Source organism: Mesorhizobium dulcispinae (assembly GCF_033977345.1).
GTDB classification, from domain to species: domain Bacteria; phylum Pseudomonadota; class Alphaproteobacteria; order Rhizobiales; family Rhizobiaceae; genus Mesorhizobium; species Mesorhizobium dulcispinae.
Genome location: NZ_JAVIIY010000001.1, coordinates 235,341 through 259,566 on the forward strand (window position 1 = coordinate 235,341; position 24,226 = coordinate 259,566).

Genomic DNA, 24,226 nt, shown 5'->3' on the forward strand with positions numbered 1-24,226 from the left:
CGGCCGATAGTACACCATCGACCTTCGGTGTTTCGCACCTCCTCGCATCTTCGCGCCGACGTCGTCGGTCCCGTCGCCCTGCTCGGTAAGACGGCACCCCGGTCTGAGCCGGAGACCAAAAACGGCGCCCTCGACGTGGGAGCCGAGGGCGCCGTCGGACCGGAACTGATGGGGGTTATCAGCTGGCCGGTTTCGGTTGCGGCAAGGGAGAAACCGGCATTCCGGGTCCGATCTTCTGCAAATTGCCCGTGATCACCTGGTCGCTCTCGGAGATGCCGGAGGTAACGGAGATCAGGTCGCCGTCGGTCGGTCCGAGCGAGACCAGCTTCTGGTCCACGGTGTTGTCTTTGCCGAGAACGTAAAGGTATTTGCCGAGCTGGCTGGAACCCAGCGCCACCTGCGGCACCATCAGCGTGTTGGGCTGTTCCTTCACATGCAGCCGCACGCGCACATACTGCCCCGGCAGCAGCGTGAACTTGGCGTTGCCGATCGTGGCGCGGGCCGTGATCGTGCCGGTCGAATGGTCGATCGTGTTGTCGATGAAGGTGAGCTGGCCCTTCTGGCTCGGCTCGGTCTCGCCGGGCAGGAGCACGTCGACCGCGATCGGGCCGGCGGCCCTGGCCTGCTCGATCTGAACGAGGTCGGTCTCGCTCGGATTGAAGGTGACGTAGATCGGGTCGAGCTGCACCAGCGTGTTGAGCACGGTGCCGGCGACGCTCACCAGCGTGCCGACGGAAGCCTGATTGCGGCCGATCCGGCCCGGAAACGGCGCCTTGATCTCGGCATAGCCAAGATTGAGCTCGGCCGTCCGCACTGCCGCCTTGTCGAGCAGCAGGGCCGCTTCGGCGGAGCGCAAATTGCTGGTGCGCTGGTCGAAGCTGTCCTTGGCGAGGTAGCCGGCCTTGGCGAGGTCGGTGCCGCGGCCGAGGTTGGAGCGCGCGTAATCGAGCGTCGCGGTGTCGCGCTCGACCTGCGCCTTGGCCTGGTCAAGGGCCGCCTGATAGTCCTCGGTCGCGATCCTGTAGAGCAGGTCACCCTGCTTGACGTCGCTGCCGTCCTGCGCCGTCTGCTCCTGCAGATAGCCAGGCACGCGTGCCTGCAGCGTGATGCTGCGGATCGGCTCGACGCGCGCGGCGTAGTCGAGATAGATCGGCAGCGTCTTCTTGACGACGTTCACCACCGGCACCGGCATGACGAAGGCCTTGGGCGCGGGTGCCGCGCCCGCCGTGCTGGCGTTGAGGCTGAGATTGCCCATGTCGAGCAGATGCACGCTTGCCACCGAGATGGCGCCCAGCGCGACGGCCGTTCCCAAAGCGATTTTCCATTTACGCATGATGGTCTCCAATCCTATTCGGCCGCCTCGGCGAGCCGCACGGGCTCGGCGGTCGGTTCAATCTCTTGTTGGTGCGGGGCATAGTGATGCCCCGCGGCAGGTTCGTTCTCGCTGCCGCGCTCGCGCAGCTTCTCGATCACCGCGTAGAAGACCGGAACGAAGACCAGCGAGAGGACGGTCGCCGCCACCATGCCGCCGAAGACGGTGGTGCCGATTGACTGCCGGCTGGCGGCACCGGCGCCCGTCGCGAACATCAGCGGCAGCACGCCGAGGATGAAGGCAAACGCCGTCATCAGGATCGGCCGCAGCCTCAGCCGCGCGGCTTCCATCGCCGCCTCGACGATGGTGAGGCCTTCCTCGCGGCGTCGTCGGGCGAACTCGACGATCAGGATCGCGTTCTTCGCCGCCAGGCCGATCAGCATGACGAAGCCGATCTGCGAGTAGACGTCGATCTGCATGCCGCGCAGCAGGAGCACGACGAAGGCGCCGAATAGAGCTAGCGGCACGGCAAGCAGCACCATGAAGGGCATCGCGAAGCTTTCATACTGCGCCGCCAGGATCAGGAAGACAAAGACGATCGCCAGCCCGAACACGATCGAGGCGATCGAGCCGGCCTTGAGCTCCTGATAGGTGATGCCGGTCCACTCATAGCCGAAGTCCCGCGGCAGCACGTTCGCCGCCGCCCGCTCCATGGCCGCCACCGCCTGTCCGGACGAGAAGCCCGGAGCCGCGCCGCCGTTGATGAGGGCCGACGCGTTGTTGTTGTAATGCGGCACGGTCTCCGGTCCGACGATCGGCACCAGCTTGCCCAGCGTGCTCAGCGGCACCATGCCGCCCGACGCGTTGCGCACGTAGAGCCGCGAGATGTCGGTCGCATTTCCGCGCGCGTCCTTGTCGGCCTGGATGGTCACACGGAAGGTGCGGCCGAACAGGTTGAAGTCGTTGACGTAGAGCGAGCCGAGATAGATCTGCAGCGTGTTGAACACGTCGGGCAGGTTGAGGCCGAGGAGCTTCGCCTTGCTGCGGTCGAGGTCGTAGTTGAACTGCGGCGTCGAGGTCGAGAAGGACGAGAACAACTGCTGCGGGTTGAGCTCCGGCTGCTTGCGTGCCTCGGCGATCAGCGCCTGCGTGACCTCGTTGAGCGCGGCGCTGCCGCGTCCGGAGAGGTCCTCCACCTGGAACTCGAAGCCGCCGGTGGTGCCGAGGCCCGGGATCGAGGGCGGATCGAAGGAAAGCGCGAAGGCTTCCGGTATCTGCAGCAGCTTGTTGCGCACCTCAGCGACCAGCTTCGAGGCGTTCTGGTCGGGGCCGCGCTCGTCCCACGGCTTCAGGATGGCAAACTCCACCGCCGAGTTCGACTGCGCGGCGCTGGTCAGGAAGTTGAGGCCGCTGATCGAGCCGACGATGTCGACGCCGGGCGTGTTCTGCAGGACGTCGCGCGCCTTCTGAGCCACCGCGTCGGTGCGCTCCAGCGAAGCGCCGTCCGGCAGCTGGATGACGACGAAGAAATAACCCTGGTCCTCCACGGGGAGGAAGGTCGAGGGCAGCTTCTGCCAGACGAAGTAGGTGGCGACCAGGCCGGCCGCGAACAGGCCGAGCATGGCCCAGCGCAGCTTGATCAGGATGCGCACGCCACGCGCATAGGCATGCGACAGCCAGTCGAAGCCGGCATTGAACCAGCGGAACAGCACGAACTGCGTCTCGCCGCGATGGCGCAGGAACGCGGCGCTCAGCGCCGGGGAGAGCGTCAGCGAGTTGAAGGCCGAGATGCCGACCGAGATCGCGACGGTGAGCGCGAACTGGTTGTAGAGCCGTCCCGACACGCCGGGGATGAAGGCGACCGGGATGAACACCGCCGCGAGCACCGCCGTTGTGGCGATGATCGGTCCGGTCACTTCGGCCATCGCCGCCCGCGTCGCGGCGAGCGGCGCGAGCCCGGCCTCCAGTTGTCGCTCGACATTCTCGACCACGACGATGGCGTCGTCGACGACAAGGCCGATCGCCAGCACCATGCCGAGCAGGGAGAGCATGTTGAGCGAGAAGCCCAGCATATACATCACCGCCAGCGTCGCGATCAGCGACACGGGGATGGCGATGGTCGGGATGATGGTGGTGCGCCAGCTCTGCAGGAAGATGAACACCACCGCCACGACCAGCACCAGCGCCTCGCCGAGCGTGATCAGCACGTCATGCATCGAGGCCGAGACGAAGCGCGTCGTGTCGTAATGCATGGCGTAGTGGACGCCCTTCGGGAAGCGCGCCGACAACTCCTGCATCTTGTCCTTGACCCGCTGCTGCAGGTCCAGCGCGTTGGAGCCGGGCATCTGGTAGACGGCTAAAACCACCGTCGGATCCTTGCCGAAGAAGGCCGAGGAGGAATATTGCAGCGCGCCGAGCTCGATGCGGGCGACGTCGCGCAGCCTGACGAGCGAGCCGTTCTGCGAATTGGCGCGCACGACGATGTCGCCGAATTCCTTGGGGTCGCTCAAGCGGCCGACCGCGTTGACCTGCATTTCGAAGGCGGTGCCGGCCGGCGCCGGCGACTGGCCGATCTTACCGGCCGCCACCTGCACGTTCTGCTCGGCAATCGCGTTCTGCACGTCGACTGCGGTGATGCCGAGATTGGCCAGCTTGTCCGGGTCGAGCCAGACGCGCATCGAATAGCGCCGCTCGCCGAAGATCTGCACGTCGCCGACACCGGGCAAGCGCTTCAGCGGATCGACCACCTGGAGATAGGCGAGGTTGCTCAGCGCCACCGGATCGACCGAGCCGTCCGGCGAGGTGAGGTCGACGATGAGGACGAAGTTCGGGTTCTGCTTTTTGATCGTCACGCCGCCCTGGTTGACGATGGCCGGGAGGGAGGATGCGGCCTGCGAGACGCGGTTTTGCACGTCGACCGCCGCTGTGCTCAGCGGATAGCCGACGTCGAAAGTGATGGTGATGGTCGAGGAGCCGTCATTCGAGCTCGTCGACGACATGTAGGTCATGCCTTGGACGCCGTTGATCTGCTGCTCGAGCGGCGTGGTGACCGTATCGGCGACCACCTGCGCGCTGGCGCCAGGGTAGTGGGCGCTGACCACGACCTGCGGGGGCGTGATGTCGGGGAATTGCGAAACCGGCAGCAGGAAATAGGCGATCGCGCCGGCGAGCACCATGATGATGGCGATCGCCGACGCGAAGATCGGGCGGTGGATGAAGAATTTCACCATGATGCGGATGCCTCGCCGAACGGTTTTGCGAAGTGGCGGAGGCGCCGGGCCCGACCGGAGCCGGAATCCTCCAGGAAGGACGGTAGGACATCGTCCGACGCATGTTCTGCTGCGCGCGAGCGCAGCATCCGTTCGAAGGCTGTGGGATCGATCCCGTCCGCCTTCATCACCAGCCGGATCATCGGATCCCGGATGGCTTCGTCGATTGTCAGGTCTTTACGCTTTTGCATAGGAGTAGCTCCTTGCTTGCGGCCCGCATCGGATGATCACGGACCGTTTTTCTCTCTTTTCACCGGCCGAAGCCGCATGACAGGCAGGTATGTCCCCATCTCGCTTTGGCAGGGCCTATCGGCGGAGCCCTTGTCGTTGACGGGAAGCGACATAGGTGTTACCAGTAAGTAACATTCTGGAAGTTACAGACCGGTAACACCCTAGTCAAGAGGTGGCCGAGGGATTTTTGGAAACGAAAGGAGAGCATGATGACAGACGGCGTCGTGGAGCGTTCTCGCCCCCGGGATCGGATCCTGGAGACGGCGCAGGACATGTTCCACAAGCACGGCATCAAGGGCGTGGGCGTCGACGCCATCACCGAGGCCGCCGGCACCAACAAGATGACGCTCTATCGTCACTTCGAATCCAAGGACGAGCTGATCATCGAATGCCTGCGCGCCACCGCTGCGAAGGCTTCAAGGATATGGGACGAGTTCGAGGCCCGGCATCCCGGCGACAAGCTCGCGCAGCTGCATGCCTGGGTCCGCAAGGCTTCGGAAATGCTCAGCGCCGACAGTCGCGGCTGCGACATGGCCAATGCCGCCGTCGAGCTCAGCGAGAGCGATCATCCGGCCAGGCGCGTCATCAAGGAACTGAAGGAAGCCCAGCGCGAGCGGCTGGTGGCGCTCTGCCGCGACGCCGGCGTCGGCCAGGCGGAGTTGCTCGCCGACACGCTGTCGTTGCTGCTCGAAGGCGCGCGCGTCTCGATGCAGAGCGTGGGCGCCGAAGGCCCGAGCGCGCAGTTCGTGCGCATGGCGGAAGGGCTGATCGCGTCCTTCAGGGCGCGCTGATTCGAACTTCCGAGCGTCGAAGTCCCCCTCATCCGGCCGCTGCGCGGCCACCTTCTCCCCGTGGGGGAGAAGAGGCTGGCGCCGGCGCCGACTTGGCTCCTCTCCCCTCAGGGAGAGGTCGGATTGCCCCGAATTGCTTTTCGCAATTCGGCTAGCAATCCGGGCGAGGGGGATTCGGCGGTAGCCCAGGTTGTTTGCTGAGGTCCTGCCTGTTAGCTCCCGCCCTCATGCGGGCAAAAGAAAAGCCCGCTGCCGGGAGGAGGTGGCAGCGGGCTCGATTTCGAATACGGCGCGGGAGGAGGTGCACCGCATTCATCGTCGGCATCCATCTGGGAGGAGGAGATGGCCGACACCAGAAATGTATAAGCGTTGCCCAACGATTCGGCAATCATGAAAGTTGCATAGCTGGTGTGCAGAATTGTCGCATCGCCGATCAATCCTCCGACAAATCCGAACAATGCGGGTTTGCCAGGGCGCGCTAACTCACTGAACCGGCACGTTTTCCTTGAAGATCAGCCGCGGCTCGATGAACTTCTTCGTCAGGTACGGCGCCGATGAGACGATCGAGCCGAGCAGCCGGATCACGGCTTGTTCCGCGATCAGCCGCGCATTTTGGTCGATGACCACGTCGGCGAGGTCGTCGACGAGATAGCGGCGCGTCTCCTTGGTCAGGTCGTGACAGATGAACACAGGCTTCCTGCGCGGCTTGGCTTCGAGCAAGGCCTTCGCCACGCCCGAGCGTCCAGCGCCGACGCAATAGATGCCGAGCAGGTCCGGTTCATTGTGCAGCGCCTTCATCGTCGCGCTGTAGCTGGCGTCGGGCTCGTCGTTGATCTCGACGGCGCTGGACACGGTGAGGTTGGGGAACTCTTCGGCGAGCACCGAGCGGAAACCCATCTCGCGCTCCTCATGGCCGCGATAGGAGCGCGAGCCGACGACCATCGCCAGATGGCCGGTACGGCCGCCGAGGAAGCGGCCCATCAACAGCGCCGCCGTGCGTCCGGCCACCCGGTTGTCGATGCCGACATAAGCCGAGCGCGGGGCTGCCGGCACGTCGGAGACCAGCGTCACCAGCCGGATGCCCGCCTCGACCAGCTCGCGCAAAATGTTGCGCGTGCGTGGATGGTCGACGGCGATGACGCCGACGCCGTTGGCTTTCAGCGAAAGGTTCTCGACCGCGCCCTGCAGCGCGCCGGGCGAGATGCCGGCAAGGTTGTGGATGCGGCACGAGGCGACCAGTGGCAGGCGCGCAGCATAATCCTCGATGTGGTGGGCAAGATCGGCCATGAAAGCGTTGCTGCCGATCGGCAGGAAGAATTCGAGATGCGCCGGCTTCGACGGCAGCACCACCTGGTCGAGCGTCGGCAGATAGCCGAGCTGCTTGGCCGCTTCCATGACACGCTGGCGGTTGGCGGCGCTTGCGCCCGGCCGGTTGTTGAGCACCCGGTCGACCGTCGCGGTCGACAGGCCGCAGCTCCTGGCGATGTCGGCTACGGTGGCTTTCATGGGTCCAGTCATAGGATGGGATGCGAGCCCCTGTCAGGCCAAATCAAAGTCAGGCCAAATCAACGTCAGGCCAAATCAGCCATGCGGCTGCGGGCCGTCGGAAATCGCGTCGCGGATCTCCTTGTCCGACATGCCGGTGATGATGCGCTCGACCTCGGCGACCGTTGTCTTTTTCGGATCGATGTCGTCGGCCACCACCTTGCCGCGGCGCATCACCACGATGCGGTCGACCACCTGGAAGACGTGGTGGATGTTGTGGGCGATGAAGATGCAGGAGTGGCCTGAGTCGCGCGCGCTCCGCACGAAGCTCAGGACCCCTTGCGTCTCGGCGACGCCGAGATTGTTGGTCGGCTCGTCGAGGATGATCAGGTCGCTGTCGAAATGCATGGCGCGCGCGATCGCCACCGCTTGCCGCTCGCCGCCGGAGAGCGAGCCGATCGGCGTCGTGGGCGGGATGTTCTTCGAGATGCCGACCTGTTTCAGCAGGTCGCGCGCCACCGTGTTCATCGCTTCCTGGTCCATGCGGTTCAGGAAACGCGGCGGCTTGATCGGCTCGCGTCCAAGGAACAGGTTGCGGGCGATCGACAGCTGCGTGACGAGCGCCGAGTCCTGGTAGATCGTCTCGATGCCCTCGGCGATGGCGTCGCTGGTGCTGCGGAAATTCACCTTCTTGCCGCGCACGAAGATATCGCCGCTGGTCAGCGGCACCGCGCCCGACAGCACCTTGATCAGCGTCGACTTGCCGGCGCCGTTGTCGCCGAGCAGCCCGACGATCTCCCTTTCGTTGACGTGGAAGTTGGCGTCCACCAGCGCCTGCACGCGCCCGTAGGACTTGCGGATGTTTTCCATGCGGATCAGAGGCTCGGCCATCGTCTTAAGTTCCTGCCTGGTGCCGGCGTTCGAGCCACGAGTGCAGCGCCATCATGCCGAGGATGATCGCGCCGATGAAGATGTTGTAGGCGAGCCCAGGCACGCCGATCAGCACGATACCGTTGCGCATGACGCGCAGGATCAGGATGCCGAGCACCGTGCCGATGATGGTGCCGCGCCCGCCGGTCAGCGCCGTGCCGCCGATCACCACCATGGCGATGACCTCGAGCTCGTAGCCGGTGCCGCTGTTGGGGTTGGCCGCGGACGTGCGCAGCGACGAGATGACGCCGGCGAGCGAGGCCATCACCGCCGACAGGATGAACAGGCCGGCCTTGACGCGGTTGACGTTGACGCCGCGGGCGCGCGCCGCATTTGGGTTGCCGCCGGCCGCCTGGATCCAGTTGCCGGTGCGGCTTTGCGTCAGCACGTAGCCGAGCACGATCGCAGCACCTATGAACCAGAACAGCGAGGCATAGATGCGGAACGGACCGATGTAGAAGTCCCCGACCAGGATGTCGGCAAGCCAGCTGCCTTCGGCGCTCCAGGTGCGCTGCGGAAAGCCGTCGGTGACGAAGAGCGCGGTGCCGCGCACGACGAGCAGCATGCCGAGCGTGACCAGGAAGGACGGGATCTTGAGCTGGGTGACGAACCAGCCATTGACCAGGCCGATCAAGGCCGCGACCACCAGCGCGATGAGAAAGCCCATCTCCAACGAGGTGACGCCGCCGTTGAACAGCGTCCACATCAGCACCGGCGAGAAGCCGAACAGCGAGCCGACCGAGAGGTCGAATTCGCCCGATGTCATCAGCAAGGTCATCGCCAGCGCGATCAGGCCGAGCTCGACCGTGAAGGCGAGGATGTTGGAGATGTTCTGCGGCGACAGGAAATCCGGGTTGATGCCCCAGAAGACGACGAGTTCGACGATGAGCAGCACCAGCGGGCCGAACTCCGGCCGCGCGATGAAACTTTGGATGAAGGAACGATTTTCCATTGCGCCCGCGACGTGGATGAACTTGGCTGAAGCCCGCGCGGCGGCAGGCCGGCGAAAGGAATGGCGTGGCCGCCGGGGCGGCCACGCCATTTGGTCGCGGATTACTTGCCGGACAGGATCTTGTCGTAGACGCCGGCGGTGTCCTTCTCATAGAGCGCGCCGGTGATCACGTTGAAGCCTGGAGGAATGCCGGCCGACGCCATCGCGGCAAGCGACAGCGCGACATAGCTGGTCGCCTGCGGGTCCTGCCACTGCGCAGCGTTGACATAGCCGTTCAGCACTTCCTGCGTGGTGTCGAGCGAGTTGCCCCAGCCGACGACCGGGATTTCGCCCGGCTTGACGCCGACCTGGTCGAACACGCGCTTGACCGAGCCGGTGACGAGGTCGCCGAGGCCGATCATCGCCTTCACCTTGCCCTTGTGCGCGGTGAGGTAGTCGACCATGCGGTTGATCACTTCGGCCTGGTCGAGCGTCGCCTCGGTCACCTCGTAGGTGATGCCGAGCGGCTCGAACACGCTCTTGATGCCTTCCTCTTCCTGCACGCCATAGGTGGCGCCGGGCACCTCGACCGGCATCCACACGAAGTCGCCCTTCTTCACCAGGCCCTTGTCGACCAGATATTGCGCCCAATGCTTGCCGAAGGTGACGTTGTCGCCGCCGACATAGGCGTTGAAGTTCGCCTTCGGGTCGGGCGTGTTGAAGTTGATGATCGGGATGTTGGCGGCGCGCGCCTCCTTGGCGATCTCGACAAGGCTGCCCGGATCAGGGCTGGTGGTGACGATGCCGTCGGCCTTGGCCGAGATGGCGGCGCGGACAGCCTCCTGCTGCGAGGCGACGTCGCCATTGTGGAACGAGGTGTTCACCTTGTTGCCGGTGTCGCTCGCCCATTGCTTGGCGCCGGCCAGGAAATAGGTCCAGACCGGATCGGCCGGGCCGCCATGCGAAATCCAGTAGAACGTCTTGGCCTCGGCCATCGCCGGAATGGCGAGTGCCGCGATCAAGCCAAGCACGAGCAGTCTTAGCCTCGAAAGCATTCGATTTCCTCCCATGTTGAAAACCCTCCTCCACATCAAGCGCGATGCGATCTTCGAGGACCGCATCTCCTGCCCGCGCCGACCGGACGCCTCTAGAGCATTCCCTTTTTCGGCTGCTGGCAAGCCTCCATCGCCAATGGATGTTGAGGCAGCCGTACGCGCCATCAGCAATCCCATCAGATTGCATCAGTTGCGATGATATTCTGCGGGCAAACCCCGCCGTTGCGCTCCATCAGCCTCCGGCGGTGAGCGCAAGCATATTGGCGCTATGATCCGCTGCTAGATCAGACCGGCTCGGGCGAGGTCGCGCATGAGATGACTGGCGCCGTAGGTCCAGTGCGGGCAATCCGGCGACAGGCGCACACGGTTGACCAGCGCGCCGAGCTTCTCCGACGAGATGGTGACGATGTCGCCGACCTTGTGGGTAAAACCCTTGCCCTTCTCGCCGCGATCCTTCGACGGCACGAACATGGTGCCGAGATAGAGCGCCAGCCCGTCCGGATACTGGTGGTGCGGCCCCATCGCGGCTTTCACCAGCTCTTCCGGCGAGCGGCTGATTTCCGCCATCGAACTCGCGCCCTCCAGCGAGAAGCCGTCCTCGCCCTCGACGCTGAGCCGCACCGTGGCCCGCTTCACGTCGGCGATGGAAAAAGTCTCGTCGAACAGCCGGATGAACGGCCCGAGCGAGGCGGAAGCATTGTTGTCCTTGGCCTTGCCGAGCAGCAGCGCCGAGCGCCCCTCGACATCGCGCAGATTGACGTCGTTGCCGAGTGTGGCGCCGACAATGCGGCCCGAGCTGTCGGCGATCATCGCGATCTCCGGCTCCGGATTGTTCCAGGTCGAGACGGGGTGCAGCCCGACATCGGCGCCGAAGCCGACGGAGGCCATCGGCTGGCATTTGGTGAAGATCTCGGCGTCGGGCCCGATGCCCACTTCCAGATATTGCGACCAGGCGCCGCGCTGAATGAGCTTCGCCTTGATCTCCATCGCTTCCGGCGAGCCGGGCTTCAGCTTCGACAGGTCATGGCCGATCAGCCCGGCAATGTCGGCGCGGATGGCGTCGGCCTTCTCGGCCGAGCCGCGCGCCTGTTCCTCGATGACGCGCTCGAGCAGGCTGACGACGAAGGTGACGCCCGAAGCCTTCACCGCCTGCAGGTCGACAGGCGAGAGCAGGATGGGCTTCGCCGCATCACGTTTCGCCTCGAAGCTGTTCGCCGCGATGTCGGCGAGCGCGCCGATCGCCTTGCCGTTGGCCGAATGCACATATCCGGCCGGATCCTTCAGCTCGCAGAGATCGCGCACCGTGGGCGCTGTGCTCGACGTGATGTCGATCACCTGGCCGTCGCGCACCGTGACCACCAGCGGATGAGACGCTTCGCTGGTCCTGGCGCGGCCGATGAAAAGGCCGTCAGCGGGGAGGCGGGTCGGGTCGGTCATGGTCATCGTTTCCTTTCGATTGTCGCGCGGCACTTTCCCCGGATTTAATGCAAAGGTCTATCCCGTCGATGGCAAGGTTATGGGCCATTGGCGCGTTGTCACATAGCCAAAGGCGGACTGGCCCATCGGGTGCTCTTTCAAATCTATGAAATCAACAATAGGATTTTCACGAAGCTCCAGCGCCCCAGGTGACACTTGCCCGCAGCCTTTTCCGATCCGATCTGGCGGAAGCCCAAAACGGTCCCGGCTTTCCAGTCCGAGCTTTCGTCCGGCGGTGCGCTCGACGCGATCATCGTCGGTGGCGGCATCATGGGCCTGTCGACCGCTTTGCACGCGGCCCGCGCCGGTCTGTCGGTCCAGGTGCTCGAGGCCGGCGCGATGGGGCAGGGCGCGTCGGGCTTGAATGGCGGCCAGGTCATTCCCGGTCTCAAATACGATCCCGAATGGTTGATCGGGCATTTCGGCAAGGAGCGTGGCGAGGCGCTGGTCGACTTCGCTGCCTCGACGGCGAACGCGGTGTTCGACCTGATCCGTAACGAGCAGCTTGCAGTGCCGTTCACGCGCAATGGCTGGATCCAGGCCGCGCACACCGAAACCGCCTTGAAGGCGGCCGCCAATCGCGACCGGCAATGGCAGGCATGCGGAGCGGACGTGAGCCTGCTCAGCCAGTCCGAGATCGCGGCGATGACCGGCGCCAAGGGCTATCTCGGCGGCTGGCTCGACCGCCGCGCCGGCGTCATCGATCCGCTGTCCTACACGCTGGAACTGGCGCGAGTTGCGGCAGGGTCCGGCGCCAAGATCGCCGAACGGCAGAAGGTGGTGAAGCTCGCCAAGGAAGCCGGCCTCTGGCGAGTTTCGACGCAGGGCGGGACCGAGCTGCGGGCGAAGTCGGTCGTGCTCGCCACCAACGCCTATACGGACGGCCTGCTGCCAGGCCTTGCCCGGACGATCGTGCCGCTGCATTCCTTCCAGATCGCCACCGCGCCGCTGCCGGCCGAGCTTGCAGCGAGCATCCTGCCGGGCGGGCAAGCTGTCTCGGATTCGCGGCGCATCCTCGTCTATTACCGAAAGAGCGCCGACGGACGGCTGGTCCTCGGCGGTCGCGGCCGCATGGCGTTGCCGTCCAGCGCTTCGGACTGGGCGCATCTCGAACGCGCGCTCCTGCGCCTCTATCCGGCGCTTGCCGGCATCGCCATCGAAAAGCGCTGGTTTGGCCGCGTGGCGATGACGCCGGATCATCTGCCGCATCTGCATGAGCCGGAAAAGGGCCTGCTCGCGGTGGTCGGCTGCCAGGGCAGGGGCGTCGGCTTGATGAGCGCGCTCGGCAAGCGGATGGCAAGCTATCTGGCGAGTGGTGACGCCAGGCAATTGCCGTTCCCGCTGTCGCCGATCCGGCCGATCCCGTTCCACGCTTTTCGCCAGATTGGCGTCGCGGCAACCATCACCTGGTACCGGATGCTCGACGCCTTCGAGCGCTGATGCCGAACGCGTGCGGTGCACAACCGATTCAGCTTGACAGTTTCATGAATATGAAAAAGCATTAGCCGATTTCAAAAATCCGATGGACAGCCCCAATAGGCAGTCAGATGTCGACCATCGTTGCAGCGCGGCCATCGCCGGAATCCCGCATCTCGCCGATCTTCCGCTTCGCCATGCTGCTGCCGGGCGGGCTGGTCACCTTCTTCCTCATCCTGTTCGCGCTCGGCCTGGTGCTCTTCCTCGCCTTTAGGGGCAATGACGGCTCGCTGCTCGGCGTCGGGCTGACGGCAGAAAACTTCGTCACAGTCGCCACCGACCCACTCTACTGGACCGTGACGCTGCGCTCGCTGGTCATCGCCGGACTGGTGACGCTGGCAACCGTCATCACCGCCTATCCGGTCGCTTACTATCTCGCCTTCCATGCCGGGCGGCGGCGCAACCTGCTGCTCTTCCTGGTAACGCTGCCGTTCTGGACCAGCTACCTGCTTCGCGTCTTCGCCTGGAAGATCGTGCTTGCTTACAACGGTGTGCTGAACTCGGCCTTTATCGAAAGCGGCCTCTGGTCGGAGCCGACGCTGGCTTTCCTCAACACGCCGGCCGCGGTGGTGGTGACGCTGGCGCACGCCTACGCGCCCTTCGCCATCCTGCCGATCTATGTGGCGCTGGACACGATCCCGAAATCGCTGCTCGAAGCCGCATCCGATCTCGGCGCGCGGCCCTTCACATCGTTTCGCCGCGTCGTGCTGCCCAATTCGATGCCCGGCGTTCTGGCGGCGGCGCTGGTCGTCTTCGTGCCGACCGTAGGCGACTATGTCACGCCGGCCATGGTCGGTGGCCCGGCCAGCACCATGATCGGCACGCTGATCCAGTCGCAATTCGGCAAGGCCAATGACTGGCCCTTCGGCGCGGCACTGTCGGTCTGCGTTATGCTGGTCATCCTGTGCGTGGTTCTGCTCGCGCGCGGCGCCGACCGCAGATTTGGCAGCCGCACATGAGCGCGGCGCGCACAGAGGCAAATGCAGGCGGCCGCTGGCTCGGCCTCTATGTGCTTGCCTATCTGGTCTTCCTGTATCTGCCGATCCTTTTGATCCCGCTGTTTTCCTTCAACGATTCCATCCAGGCCGCGTTTCCGCTGCAGGGTTTCACGCTTGGCTGGTATGAGACGCTCTACGGCAATCCGGCGCTGTCCGGCGCTTTGGCCAACAGCCTTGTCATCGGCGTCATCGCCGCCTCCGGCGCGACACTCTGCGGCATCACCGTCTCCTATATGGACCTCTACGGCCGCTCGCCGCTTGCCGCCACGATCAGCGCCGTCGCCCGCCTGCCGATCCTGATCCCCGGCGTCATCGTCGGCATTTCGCTGCTGATCCTGGTCAACCTCATCGGGCTCGGTCCGTCGCGCATCGCCATCGTGCTCGGCCATATCCTGGTGGCGCTGCCGACGACGGTGGTAGTGATGCGCAGCCGTTTCGCTGCCATCCCGAAAACCATCCGCGAGGCGGCACTCGACCTCGGCGCCTCCGACTGGACGACGTTCAGGCGCGTCATGCTGCCGCTCAGCCTGCCGGCCGTGCTGTCGGCCTTCATGCTCGCCTTCCTCACCTCCTTCGACGAGTTCATCGTCGTCTTCTTCCTCGCCGGCACCGAGCCGACGCTGCCGCTCTACATCTGGAGCCAGCTGCGCTTCCCGCGCTCGCTGCCGACCGTGATGGCGCTGGGAACGGTGATCCTCACCGTGTCCTTCATCATCGCTGCCTGCGCCGAGATCCTGCGCCATCGCGGTCTCGGCGCCGCGCGCCGCAATCCAGCCTGAACCACAACAAAGAAGAGGAGAACGAAAATGACATTCCACCTGAAAGCGATCACCGGACACAAGGCCCGGGCAGGCCTTGCCGCATTGGCGTTGGCCTTGTCGTCGACGGTCGCTCTTGCCGCCGACAAGCTGCAATACTTCACCTGGTCGGGCTATGAGCTGCCCGACTTTAACAAGAGCTTCCTCGCCGCGCATCCGGACGGCGTCGAGGCGACGATCTTCGGCGACGACGACGATGCCTTCACCAAGGTCAAGGCCGGCTTCCGGCCCGACATCGCCCATCCCTGCTACGACAAGGTGGCGCGCTGGAACAAGGAAGGCCTGCTGCAGCCGATCGACACCAAACGCATCAAGAACTGGGATTCGATCTTCCCGGTGTTCAAGAACCTGCCCGACCTGCAGGCCGGTGACGGCAAGGTGTGGATGGTGCCGTGGGACTGGGGCAACACCTCGATCCTCTACCGTACCGACCTGGTGAAGAACCCCGAAGCGAGCTGGAACCTTCTCTGGGACAAGCAATATGCCGGCCGCATGGCGACCATCGACGCCGTGCACGACACGCCGATCGTTGCAGCACTGCTGGCAGGCGTGAACCCCTTCGACATGACGCCGGAGCAGATGGAGAAGGTCGCCGCAAAACTGCGCGAGCAGCGGCCGCTGCTTTCGAGCTACACCACCGACATGACCTCGGTCGAGCAGGCGCTAGCAAGCGGGCAACTGGTCGCCGCCATGACCTGGAACGCGTCGGCCACCTCGCTCAAGAAGCAGGGCGTCCCAGTCGAGTTCATGAAGCCGAAGGAAGGCATGCTGACCTGGGCCTGCGGCTTCGTCATGCTGAAGGACGCAAAGAATGTCGATCTCGCCTATGACTTCATCAACAGCCGGCTCGACGCCGACTCCGGCAAGTATCTGATCCAGTCCTACGGCTATGGCAGCTCGCTCGCCACGGCCTTTGCCGGCGTGTCGAAGGACGAGCTGGAGAAGCTGCAGCTGCCGTCGGATCCGGAAGTGATGCTGAAGAGCACCATCTTCACCGGACCGATGAAGCAGAATGACGATGTGGCGAAGATGTTCGAGAAGGTGAAGGCCGGGGGTTGAGCTTAAGCTCCCCCTTCTCCCCTTGTGGGAGAAGGTGGATCGGCGCGCAGCGCCGAGACGGATGAGGGGTGTTGGACGGATCGCCGACGCCGCCAGGCTGGAACACCCCTCATCCGTCGCCTTCGGCGACACCTTCTCCCACAAGGGGAGAAGGGGGAGCCTGGCGGCGCTGCGCCGCACCGTTGAAGAGACTAAACGAGGGCCAATGATGGACATTATGGACGAAGCCGAAAGGTCGAAAGACGAAGCCGACGTCCGCGTCGGCCGGCGCGTGCGGGCGCTGCGGCTCGAGCGCAAGCTGTCGCTGGCCGAGCTTGCCGCCAAGGCAGGCATCTCCATCGGCGCGCTCAGCCAGATCGAGCGCGGCATGTCCTCGCTGCGCGTCAAGGTGATCTGGCCGCTCGCCGCCGCCCTCGACATCGAGCCGTCGGCGCTGATTGGCGACGGCAATGAAGCGGTCAACGATCTCTATTGCGTGCGCGCCGACAAGCGGCGCTCCATCCCGGTCAAATCCGAAGGCATCGCCAAGGCGCTGCTCTCGCCGCCCGCCGCCACGCTCACCGGCATGCTGGTGACGGTCGAGGCCGGCGGCGGTACGGCGGAAGCCTATGCCCATGCCGGCCATGAATTCGGCTTCGTGATGACGGGCGAGGTCGAGCTGGTGGTCGATGCCACGACCTACGTTCTGAAGGCCGGCGACAGTTTTGCCTTCAAGAGCACGCTGCTGCATGCCTTCCGCAATCCCGGCGCCGAGCGCTGCCAGATCCTGTGGGTCAACACCACCAAGCCGTCCGAGGTGCGCGATGGCGCCTGACGCGCTCGTTCGGTTGGATAGAGTCTCTAAGGTTTTCCCGGGCGGCGTGGTCGGCCTGGAAGCCGTTGACCTCGATATTGCCGCGGGCGAGTTCCTGACCCTGCTCGGCCCATCCGGTTGCGGCAAGACCACGAGCCTGCGGGTCATCGCCGGTTTCGAGAGCCCGACAAGCGGCAGCGTCTTACTCGAAGGCCGAGATATCACCGGCCTGAGGCCCTTCGACCGGCCGGTCAACACCGTCTTTCAGGATTACGCGCTGTTCCCGCATATGGACGTCGCGGCCAATGTCGGCTTCGGCCTGTCGCTGCGCAAACTGTCCGGCACCGAGCAGGCCAAGCGCGTCGGCGAGGCGCTCGACATGGTCGGGCTCGCCGACAAGCTGCGCGCCCGGATCTCCGAACTCTCCGGCGGTCAGCGCCAGCGGGTCGCGCTTGCCCGCGCCATCGTCTGCGAGCCGCGCGTGCTCTTGCTCGACGAGCCGCTCTCGGCGCTCGACGCGCATCTGCGCGAACAGATGCAGGTGGAATTGAAGCGGCTGCAATCGCGGCTCGGCACCACCTTCGTCATGGTCACTCACGATCAGACCGAGGCTTTGTCGATCTCCGACCGCATCGTCGTCATGAACAAGGGCCGCATCGAGCAGATCGCGCCGCCTGCCGCCCTTTACGATCGGCCTGCGACGCGCTTCGTTGCGTCTTTCATCGGCACGATGAATCTTCTCCAGTCGCGCTTCCTCGGCCGCGACGGCGAACGCCTGCGCTTCGCCGCCGGCGAGCTGCCATTGGAGGCTGTCTCAGACACCGGCGAAACTCCGGCCGCAGGTGACACGCGCACCATCGGCGTGCGGCCGGAGGATCTGCTTGCGGCCACCGAAGCCGCCGACGGCACCGCGCCGGCGCGGGTGAGCGGCATCGTCTTCCACGGCCGCACGCTGCGCCTGCACGCCGAGCTCGGGCGGGGGACTTCGATCGTCATCGACGCGCCGCGCCGCGCCGACGGTTTTCAATTCAGCGTCGGCGACGTGGCCCATATCAGCCTGAGGCGCGGCGCCAACTGCCCTGTGCTTTCGAGCTGATCCGCCAAAGACCGGTCAGGAGGCCTTGGCGAAAAATCCCTGGTAGTCGGATTTCGCCTGCAGCAGGCGCAGTATGTTCTCGCGCGAGCCGCGCACATGCGCGCGGGCGCGCTCGCCGGCTAAAACGACATCGCCGGCGCAGATCGCATCGACGATGCCGGCATGCTCCTCGCGAGTGAGCTGCCACTCGTCCAGCCACAGAAGCTCGGTCCAGACATATTGCTGGCACTTGTCGAGAATGCCGCAGAGCATGCCGTAGAGCATCTCGTTGCCGCTGATTTCGGCGATCACCCGATGCAGGTCGATGCCGACCTGCAGTTCCTCGAATTTCTCCCTGGTGCTGCGGTCGGGGATCGCCGCCAGGCGCTCGCATTCGGCAAGCATCTCGCGCAGCCTTGCCTTGTCGGCGGCGGTCGCATTGGCCGCCGCCAGCTCGGTCGCGCGCCCATCGAGCAGCTCGCGTATATCGAAGGCCTCGCGGAACATGGTCAGGTTGAACTCGGCAACGATATAGCCCTGGCGCGGGCGCCCGATCACCAGCCCGTCGCGCTCCAGCCGGTTGAACGCTTCGCGCACGGGTGTGCGGCTGACCTTCAGGCGCTCGGCGATCTCGTTTTCCGTCACGCGCCCACCGGGCGGGATCTGGCCGGTGATGATCAACGCCTTCAGCTTCTCGAACACCGAGTCGCGCAGCGTGTTTTTCCGTTCCTTACTCAAGCGTCCCGCCTCCAACGGTCTGTCACGGATTCGCAGTCTAGTGCCTTTTAGCGCCTGCTTGAAACACAGGGCCGTTTCGAGAAGCAGTCGGCCCGAAAAAGCCCTCAATTTCTCCCGTGGCCAAAAAACCCGATCATCCATGTTGACATCGGCTCTCGCCGAATTACACTCAAAATTGTATACAAATTCGCATACCAAATCAACGATAACGGGAACACCGGTTGGAGAAGCGAAAATGACAAAGAGACTTTGCATTCACGGCCTCGCCGGCCTGCTGGCCTCGGTGGCCGTTCCGGCATCGGCCGCCGACACCATCACCGTCGCCTCGTGGGGCGGCACCTATCAGGAGGCACAGACCAAGGCCTTCTTCGATCCGACAGCCAAGGAGCTTGGCATCACCATCAAGCAGGACACCACCAACGGCCTCGACGACGTGCGCCTGCAGGTCACCGGCAACGCCGTCAAATGGGACATCACCGAGCTTGGCGCCGACGAATGCGCGCGCGGCTCCAAGGAAGGCCTGTTCGAGAAGCTCGACTACGACCTCATTGACAAGAGCGGCATCAACCCGAAGCTCGTCCATGACGACTGGGTCGGCGTCTCCTACACCTCCGTCGTGCTGATCTATCGTACGGATGTTTTCGGCGACAAGGGCCCGAAAACCTGGGCCGATTTCTGGGACGTCGAGAAATTCCCCGGCCGCCGCGCGCTCTCCGGCAGCCAGGCGACGGAGACGCTGAGCGTCGCGGCACTCGCCAAGGGCACCCCGATCGACAAGGTCTATCCGGTCGACATCGACGGCGCGCTGCAATCCGTCGACAAGGTCAAGGGCCATATCGACGCCTGGTGGACCTCCGGCGCGCAGGCCATGCAGCTCGTCAAGGACGGCGAGGTCGATATGGCGAGCATCTGGAACGGCCGCGCCGGCACGTTGAGGAAGGAGGGCGCGCCGGTCGCTTTCTCCTTCGACCAGGGCGTGCTCACCGCCGACTGCCTGGTCATCCCGAAGGGATCGAAGAACAAGGACCTCGCCATGAAAGCGCTGGCAAAGTTCGTCAGCCCCGACCTCCAGGCCAATTTGCCGCTCTATGTCGACAACGGCCCGGCCAACGAGAAGGCCTTCGAGACCGGCAAGATCCCGCAGGAGCGGATCAAGGACATCAACTCCTCGCCCGAGAACGTCAAGAAGCAGGTGCTTCAGGATCCAGAGTTCTGGCGCGACAACCTTGTCGAGGCGACGGAAAAATTCAACAACCTGATCCAGCAATAGCGACCGTGCCGGAGCAGCGTCGATGCGCTGCTCCGGGCCATTTCGCCGACAATGATCCGGAGTTGAGGGAGATGCTCTTGTCTCTTGCGCCGTCCGCGCTTCCCATCGGCATTCACGGCATCGAGAAGCGCTTCGGCTCGCTCTCCATCTTGAGCGATCTCAGCCTGGATGTCGCCGCGGGTGAATTCCTGACGCTGCTCGGTCCGTCGGGATCGGGAAAGACGACGCTGCTGATGATCCTGGCAGGTTTTGTTCGCGCCAATGCCGGCTCAATCAAAGTCGGTGGCGAGGAGATCATCACCATGCCGCCGCACAGGCGCAACATCGGCATGGTGTTTCAGAACTATGCGCTCTTTCCCCATATGAACGTCTTCCACAACATCGCCTTTCCGCTGAAGCAGCGGCGCGAGCCGGTAGCCGAAACGGCAGAGCGTGTGGAGAGGGCGCTCGATCTTGTGCAGTTGAAAGGTCTGGGCGAGCGCCGCGTCGACCAGCTTTCCGGCGGCCAGCGCCAGCGCGTGGCGCTCGCCCGCGCCATCGTCTTCGAGCCGCGCATCGTCTTGATGGACGAGCCGCTCTCGGCGCTCGACAAGGGCCTGCGCGAGCACATGCAGATCGAGTTGCGCAACCTGCATCGCCGGCTCGGCATGACGACCGTCTATGTCACGCATGACCAGCGCGAGGCGATCACCATGTCGGACCGCATCGCGGTCATGAATGCCGGCCGCATCGAGCAGATCGACCAGCCCGAAGCGCTCTATGCCAGGCCGAAGACGAAGTTCGTCGCCGGCTTCATCGGCGAATCCAACTTCATCCCGGTCGAAAGCCGCAATGGCAGCGTCTGGTACGAGGACAGAAAGCTGCGCATGAACGACCCGGCGCCATCCGCCGGTCGCCATCTGATGGTGGTGCGGCCGGAAAAGCTGCGACTGATAGCCGATGCGGAACAGTCGGGCATCAATACGCTGCCGGCGACCGTCGGCGACGTCATCTATCAGGGCGACAGCTTTATCTGCTACGCGACGCTTCGCGACGGACGGCAGGTGACGCTACGCGACTATTGCCGCTCCGATGTGCTGGCGAAGCTGCCGGCGCCGGGCGAGCCGATCATGCTCGGCATCGATGCGCAGGATGTCGTGCTGGTGGCGGACCAATGAGCGTCGGGTCCGCGAGCCTCGACCATGCCGGCAGGCCGGGCGGCGTGCTGAACGCCGATGCTCTGCGCGCCGATGCGAGGCGGCAGGCGCTGGGGCTCCTGGCGCTGCTGTCGCCGGGGCTGTTTCTGGTCTTTGCCGTCATCATCGTGCCGATCGGCTGGCTGTTCTGGCTCTCGCTGTTCGACGAGACCGGTGAGCTCAGCCTCGTCAACTACGCGCGATTCTTCGAGCAGGCGTCCTACATCAAGACCTTCGCTACCACCTTCAAGGTGGCCTTCGTCGTCACCGGCGCCTGCGTGCTGTTCGGCTATCCGCTGGCCTATATGCTTTCGCAGCTGCCGCGGCGCGCGGCCTCGATCTGCCTGGTCTTCGTCATCCTGCCGTTCTGGACCTCGGTGCTGGTGCGCACCTATGCCTGGCTGGTCATCCTGCAGCGCAAGGGGCTGATCAATAATTGGCTGATCGACCTCGGCATCATCGGCCAGCCGCTGCCGCTCGCCAACAATTTCGCCGGCGTCGTCATCGGCATGACACACATCATGCTGCCCTTCCTGGTGCTGCCGCTCTACGCCTCGATGAAGGCGATCGACGTCGACTGCCTGCGCGCCGGCATGAATCTCGGCGCCAGCCCCGCCGCCACCTTCCGGCAGATCTTCTTCCCGCTGTCGCTGCCGGGGCTTGCGTCCGGCGTGGTCATCGTCTTCGTGCTTTGCCTCGGCTTCTTCGTCACGCCGGCGCTGATGGGCGGCGGCAAGGTCATCATGTGGGCGATGCGCATGGAGCAGGCGACCAGCCTCTATTCCAACTGGGGCGCGGGCGCCGCGCTCGGCGTCGTGCTGCTCGCCGTGACGCTGGCGCTGCTCAGCCTGTTCCAAAGGCTGCTCGGCGCGCGCGCCACCGGCGTCTGGAGCCGGCGATGAGCGCTGAAAATGCCCTGCCCATCTCGCACTGGCAACGCCTTTGGCTTTATCTGCTGGGCGGCCTTGTCATGCTGTTCCTGATCGCGCCATCGGTGATCATCGTCATCATGTCGTTTTCCGGTTCGACGCTGCTGCAGTTCCCGCCCGAGCAATGGTCGCTGCGCTGGTACGAAAGCTATTTCGGATCGGTGGAATGGCGCGACGCCACAATCGTTTCGGTCAAGGTGGCGGTTATGACGGCGATCGTGGCGACGCCGCTCGGCACCGCGGCGGCCTACGCGATCAACGCCGGCACGCTGCGACTGACCGGCGCCATCAACGCGCTGCTCACGGCATCGCTGATCGTCCCGGTCATCCTGATCGGTATCGGCACCTTCTTCCTCTATGCCCGCATCGGCCTCAACAACACGCTGACCGGCCTCGTCATCGCTCACACCGTCCAGGCCTTGCCGCTGGTGGTGCTGACCGTGCTTTCCGGCTTACGCTCCTACGACATGAGCCAGGAAATGGTGGCGCGCAGCCTCGGCGCCGGACGCTTCGCCGCCTTCTTCCAGGTGACCCTGCCGCAGCTGCGCTTCTCGATCGTGTCGGGCGCGCTGTTTGCCTTCATCACCTCCTTCGATGAGGTTGTGGTCTCGCTCTTCATCTCCGGCGGCGAGACCACGACGCTGACGCGCCGCATGTTCAATGCGCTGCGCGATCAGATCGATCCGACGATTGCCGCCATTTCGACTTGCCTGATCGTGCTATCGATCGTCTTGTTGTCCGCCGCCCAGCTTTTCGGCCGCGGACGTTGAATAAAGGGACATCCATAACCGCATGCGTGATTTCCAGTTCCCAGGCCGCTCGCCGGTCCGCGCCACCGAAGCCATGGCCGCAACCTCGCATCCGCTGGCCACACTTGCCGCAATCGAGATGCTGCGTTCCGGCGGCAACGCCATGGACGCGGCCGTCTGCGCGGCGGCTGTGCAGGCCGTGGTCGAGCCGCAATCGACCGGCATCGGCGGCGACTGTTTTGTCCTCTATTGCCCGAAGGGCGATGGCGATGTGATCGCTTTCAACGGCTCGGGCCGCGCGCCCCAGGCCGCGACGGTCGACTGGTACCTGGATAAGGGTTTCAGCGAGCTGCCGAAACAGGGGCCACATGCGGTGACCGTTCCCGGCGCCGTCGACGCCTGGTGCAGGCTGCTGGAAGACCATGGCCGCAAAAGCATTGCCGATGCATTGGCGCCAGCCATTCACTATGCGGAAAACGGTTATGTCGTGCACGACCGCGTCGCTTTCGACTGGGCGGACCCGGAAACCGATCTGTCGGCCGATGAAGTGGCGGCGCGCATCTTCCTGCCGGGCGGCAAGCCGCCCAAGGCCGGGGACGTGCACCGCCAGCCGGAACTGGCGGAGACGCTGCGCATCATCGCCAAAAAGGGCCGTGCCGGCTTCTATGAAGGCGCGGCAGCCGAGGATATTGTCGGACGGCTTCGCGCGCTCGGCGGGCTGCATACGCTGGACGACTTCGCCGCGACCAAGGGCGACTACAAGACGCCGGTCGGCACTTCCTATCGCGGCTACGACATCCACCAGATGCCGCCGAACAATCAGGGCCTGACCGCGCTGTTGATGCTCAACGTGCTCTCCGGCTTCGACCTTGGCGCGCTCGATCCGAATGGCGCCGAGCGGCTGCATCTGGAGATCGAGGCGGGGCGGCTGGCCTACAGGGATCGCGACAACCTGATTGCCGACCAGGATCATGTCACCGTTCCCGTGAACGAACTTCTGTCCAGCGCCTATGCCGACCGACTGCGGGCCGAGATCCACCGCGATCGCGCCATGGCGCATTTGCCGCGCGTCGATCTGCCGGGCAGCGACACGGTCTATATCACCGTCGTCGATCGCGACTTGAACGCTGTGAGCTTCATCAACTCGACCTACTATTCCTTCGGCAGCGGCGTCGTCGGGCCGAAGACCGGCGTCGTGCTGCAGAACCGCGGCTCGAGCTTCCGCCTCGATGCGAAGCACCCGAACGCAATCGCGCCGGCCAAGCGGCCGATGCACACCATCATGCCGGGCATGATGACCAGGAACGGCCGCGCCGTGATGCCGTTCGGCGTCATGGGCGGCGGCTACCAGCCCTTCGGTCACGTGCATCTTTTGAGCAACATGATCGATTTCGGCATGGATCCGCAGCAGGCGCTGGATGCCGCGCGCGTCTTCTACAACCACGACCTGGTGGAAGCCGAGCGGAGCGTGCGTCCCGATGCTATCGAGGGCCTGCGTCGCCGCGGCCATCAGGTCGTCGAGCCCGACCATCCGCTTGGCGGCGGGCAGGCGGTGCTCATCGATTGGGAAAAAGGCACGCTGACCGGCGCCTCCGATCCGCGCAAGGACGGCCTGGCGCTGGGATATTGAGCAGCCCTTTGCTGGACATCGGCCGATCGTTCGAAA

22 protein-coding genes are annotated in these 24,226 nt (G+C 64.6%); 12 read left to right on the forward strand and 10 right to left on the reverse strand.

Annotated features, from left to right (window positions below; all coding sequences use genetic code 11):
• Nucleotides 1–178: 178 nt before the first annotated feature.
• Genes RFN30_RS01035 through RFN30_RS01045 form a run of 3 tightly spaced genes read right to left on the reverse strand, consistent with a single transcriptional unit; the run spans nt 179 to nt 4,772 of the window.
• Complete coding sequence (locus RFN30_RS01035) at nt 179–1,333, reverse strand: efflux RND transporter periplasmic adaptor subunit (RefSeq protein WP_320260283.1); 1,155 nt, start codon at nt 1,331–1,333, stop codon at nt 179–181.
• A 14-nt stretch (nt 1,334–1,347) separates the two neighbouring features.
• A complete protein-coding gene (locus RFN30_RS01040; protein WP_320260284.1) occupies nt 1,348–4,542 on the reverse strand; it encodes an efflux RND transporter permease subunit in 3,195 nt (1,064 codons plus the stop codon).
• Nucleotides 4,536–4,772, reverse strand: coding sequence for a hypothetical protein (locus RFN30_RS01045; protein WP_320260285.1), 237 nt, complete (start codon nt 4,770–4,772; stop codon nt 4,536–4,538). Before RFN30_RS01045 ends, RFN30_RS01040 begins: the two co-directional genes overlap by 7 nt.
• A 249-nt stretch (nt 4,773–5,021) precedes the next feature.
• On the opposite strand from RFN30_RS01045, the gene RFN30_RS01050 reads away from it, so the two are divergent.
• Entirely contained in the window at nt 5,022–5,603 is a 582-nt protein-coding gene (locus RFN30_RS01050; RefSeq protein ID WP_320260286.1) for a TetR/AcrR family transcriptional regulator, read from the forward strand.
• Between the two features lie 212 nt (nt 5,604–5,815).
• On the opposite strand, the gene RFN30_RS01055 is transcribed toward RFN30_RS01050, so the two are convergent.
• The 6 genes from RFN30_RS01055 to RFN30_RS01080 form a co-directional block, all read right to left on the reverse strand.
• On the reverse strand, nt 5,816–6,061 hold the full coding sequence (locus tag RFN30_RS01055) for a hypothetical protein (RefSeq protein WP_320260287.1): 246 nt from the start codon (nt 6,059–6,061) through the stop codon (nt 5,816–5,818).
• Nucleotides 6,062–6,086: 25 nt separating this feature from the next.
• Nucleotides 6,087–7,109 (reverse strand): LacI family DNA-binding transcriptional regulator, encoded by a 1,023-nt coding sequence (locus RFN30_RS01060; RefSeq protein ID WP_320260288.1) that lies wholly within the window; start codon nt 7,107–7,109, stop codon nt 6,087–6,089.
• A gap of 75 nt (nt 7,110–7,184) precedes the next feature.
• Nucleotides 7,185–7,979 (reverse strand): ATP-binding cassette domain-containing protein, encoded by a 795-nt coding sequence (locus RFN30_RS01065; protein ID WP_320260289.1) that lies wholly within the window; start codon nt 7,977–7,979, stop codon nt 7,185–7,187.
• Nucleotides 7,980–7,983: 4 nt separating this feature from the next.
• Complete coding sequence (locus RFN30_RS01070; protein WP_320260290.1) at nt 7,984–8,970, reverse strand: ABC transporter permease; 987 nt, start codon at nt 8,968–8,970, stop codon at nt 7,984–7,986.
• Between the two features lie 101 nt (nt 8,971–9,071).
• Nucleotides 9,072–10,004 carry a substrate-binding domain-containing protein gene (locus RFN30_RS01075; RefSeq protein WP_320260291.1) on the reverse strand — a complete coding sequence of 311 codons (933 nt, stop codon included), beginning with the start codon at nt 10,002–10,004 and terminating at the stop codon, nt 9,072–9,074.
• Nucleotides 10,005–10,283: 279 nt separating this feature from the next.
• A complete protein-coding gene (locus RFN30_RS01080; protein ID WP_320260292.1) occupies nt 10,284–11,441 on the reverse strand; it encodes a fumarylacetoacetate hydrolase family protein in 1,158 nt (385 codons plus the stop codon).
• A gap of 195 nt (nt 11,442–11,636) precedes the next feature.
• On the opposite strand from RFN30_RS01080, the gene RFN30_RS01085 reads away from it, so the two are divergent.
• From RFN30_RS01085 to RFN30_RS01110, 6 genes are all read left to right on the forward strand, one after another.
• Nucleotides 11,637–12,920, forward strand: a complete 1,284-nt coding sequence (locus RFN30_RS01085; protein ID WP_320260293.1) for an NAD(P)/FAD-dependent oxidoreductase — start codon at nt 11,637–11,639, stop codon at nt 12,918–12,920.
• Between the two features lie 107 nt (nt 12,921–13,027).
• Nucleotides 13,028–13,915, forward strand: a complete 888-nt coding sequence (locus tag RFN30_RS01090) for an ABC transporter permease (protein ID WP_320260294.1) — start codon at nt 13,028–13,030, stop codon at nt 13,913–13,915.
• Nucleotides 13,912–14,733 (forward strand): ABC transporter permease, encoded by an 822-nt coding sequence (locus RFN30_RS01095; RefSeq protein ID WP_320260295.1) that lies wholly within the window; start codon nt 13,912–13,914, stop codon nt 14,731–14,733. Before RFN30_RS01090 ends, RFN30_RS01095 begins: the two co-directional genes overlap by 4 nt.
• A 27-nt stretch (nt 14,734–14,760) precedes the next feature.
• Nucleotides 14,761–15,831, forward strand: a complete 1,071-nt coding sequence (locus RFN30_RS01100; RefSeq protein ID WP_320260296.1) for an ABC transporter substrate-binding protein — start codon at nt 14,761–14,763, stop codon at nt 15,829–15,831.
• A 208-nt stretch (nt 15,832–16,039) separates the two neighbouring features.
• A complete protein-coding gene (locus tag RFN30_RS01105) occupies nt 16,040–16,645 on the forward strand; it encodes a cupin domain-containing protein (protein ID WP_320260942.1) in 606 nt (201 codons plus the stop codon).
• Complete coding sequence (locus tag RFN30_RS01110) at nt 16,635–17,720, forward strand: ABC transporter ATP-binding protein (protein ID WP_320260297.1); 1,086 nt, start codon at nt 16,635–16,637, stop codon at nt 17,718–17,720. The genes RFN30_RS01105 and RFN30_RS01110 overlap by 11 nt, the downstream gene beginning before the upstream one ends.
• A 15-nt stretch (nt 17,721–17,735) precedes the next feature.
• Here RFN30_RS01110 and RFN30_RS01115 read toward each other — a convergent pair whose 3' ends face one another.
• On the reverse strand, nt 17,736–18,437 hold the full coding sequence (locus RFN30_RS01115) for a GntR family transcriptional regulator (RefSeq protein WP_320260298.1): 702 nt from the start codon (nt 18,435–18,437) through the stop codon (nt 17,736–17,738).
• A 235-nt stretch (nt 18,438–18,672) separates the two neighbouring features.
• Here RFN30_RS01115 and RFN30_RS01120 point away from each other — a divergent pair, with 235 nt between their 5' ends.
• The 5 genes from RFN30_RS01120 to ggt all read left to right on the forward strand — a co-directional run bounded on the left by RFN30_RS01120 (nt 18,673) and on the right by ggt (nt 24,190).
• Nucleotides 18,673–19,707: an ABC transporter substrate-binding protein gene (locus RFN30_RS01120; RefSeq protein WP_320260299.1), complete on the forward strand. Its 1,035-nt coding sequence runs from the start codon at nt 18,673–18,675 to the stop codon at nt 19,705–19,707.
• Between the two features lie 77 nt (nt 19,708–19,784).
• Nucleotides 19,785–20,864, forward strand: coding sequence for an ABC transporter ATP-binding protein (locus tag RFN30_RS01125; RefSeq protein WP_320260943.1), 1,080 nt, complete (start codon nt 19,785–19,787; stop codon nt 20,862–20,864).
• Nucleotides 20,861–21,784, forward strand: a complete 924-nt coding sequence (locus RFN30_RS01130) for an ABC transporter permease (protein WP_320260300.1) — start codon at nt 20,861–20,863, stop codon at nt 21,782–21,784. The genes RFN30_RS01125 and RFN30_RS01130 overlap by 4 nt, the downstream gene beginning before the upstream one ends.
• Nucleotides 21,781–22,581 (forward strand): ABC transporter permease, encoded by an 801-nt coding sequence (locus tag RFN30_RS01135; RefSeq protein ID WP_320260301.1) that lies wholly within the window; start codon nt 21,781–21,783, stop codon nt 22,579–22,581. The genes RFN30_RS01130 and RFN30_RS01135 overlap by 4 nt, the downstream gene beginning before the upstream one ends.
• A 22-nt stretch (nt 22,582–22,603) precedes the next feature.
• The gene (gene ggt, locus RFN30_RS01140; RefSeq protein WP_320260302.1) at nt 22,604–24,190 is read left to right on the forward strand and encodes a gamma-glutamyltransferase; all 1,587 of its coding nucleotides are present in this window, start codon (nt 22,604–22,606) and stop codon (nt 24,188–24,190) included.
• Nucleotides 24,191–24,226 lie beyond the last annotated feature (36 nt).

Bases quoted from the DNA above. Each gene is read 5' to 3' on its own strand.
- RFN30_RS01040 (WP_320260284.1), bottom strand. From the start codon at position 4,542: ATGGTGAAATTCTTCATCCACCGCCCGATCTTCGCGTCGGCGATCGCC.
- RFN30_RS01110 (WP_320260297.1), top strand. From the start codon at position 16,635: ATGGCGCCTGACGCGCTCGTTCGGTTGGATAGAGTCTCTAAGGTTTTC.
- RFN30_RS01045 (WP_320260285.1), bottom strand. From the start codon at position 4,772: ATGCAAAAGCGTAAAGACCTGACAATCGACGAAGCCATCCGGGATCCG.
- RFN30_RS01070 (WP_320260290.1), bottom strand. From the start codon at position 8,970: ATGGAAAATCGTTCCTTCATCCAAAGTTTCATCGCGCGGCCGGAGTTC.
- RFN30_RS01065 (WP_320260289.1), bottom strand. From the start codon at position 7,979: ATGGCCGAGCCTCTGATCCGCATGGAAAACATCCGCAAGTCCTACGGG.
- RFN30_RS01120 (WP_320260299.1), top strand. From the start codon at position 18,673: ATGACAAAGAGACTTTGCATTCACGGCCTCGCCGGCCTGCTGGCCTCG.
- RFN30_RS01050 (WP_320260286.1), top strand. From the start codon at position 5,022: ATGACAGACGGCGTCGTGGAGCGTTCTCGCCCCCGGGATCGGATCCTG.
- RFN30_RS01105 (WP_320260942.1), top strand. From the start codon at position 16,040: ATGGACATTATGGACGAAGCCGAAAGGTCGAAAGACGAAGCCGACGTC.
- RFN30_RS01090 (WP_320260294.1), top strand. From the start codon at position 13,028: ATGTCGACCATCGTTGCAGCGCGGCCATCGCCGGAATCCCGCATCTCG.
- RFN30_RS01135 (WP_320260301.1), top strand. From the start codon at position 21,781: ATGAGCGCTGAAAATGCCCTGCCCATCTCGCACTGGCAACGCCTTTGG.
- RFN30_RS01080 (WP_320260292.1), bottom strand. From the start codon at position 11,441: ATGACCGACCCGACCCGCCTCCCCGCTGACGGCCTTTTCATCGGCCGC.
- RFN30_RS01095 (WP_320260295.1), top strand. From the start codon at position 13,912: ATGAGCGCGGCGCGCACAGAGGCAAATGCAGGCGGCCGCTGGCTCGGC.
- RFN30_RS01075 (WP_320260291.1), bottom strand. From the start codon at position 10,004: ATGCTTTCGAGGCTAAGACTGCTCGTGCTTGGCTTGATCGCGGCACTC.
- ggt (WP_320260302.1), top strand. From the start codon at position 22,604: ATGCGTGATTTCCAGTTCCCAGGCCGCTCGCCGGTCCGCGCCACCGAA.
- RFN30_RS01035 (WP_320260283.1), bottom strand. From the start codon at position 1,333: ATGCGTAAATGGAAAATCGCTTTGGGAACGGCCGTCGCGCTGGGCGCC.
- RFN30_RS01060 (WP_320260288.1), bottom strand. From the start codon at position 7,109: ATGAAAGCCACCGTAGCCGACATCGCCAGGAGCTGCGGCCTGTCGACC.
- RFN30_RS01100 (WP_320260296.1), top strand. From the start codon at position 14,761: ATGACATTCCACCTGAAAGCGATCACCGGACACAAGGCCCGGGCAGGC.
- RFN30_RS01130 (WP_320260300.1), top strand. From the start codon at position 20,861: ATGAGCGTCGGGTCCGCGAGCCTCGACCATGCCGGCAGGCCGGGCGGC.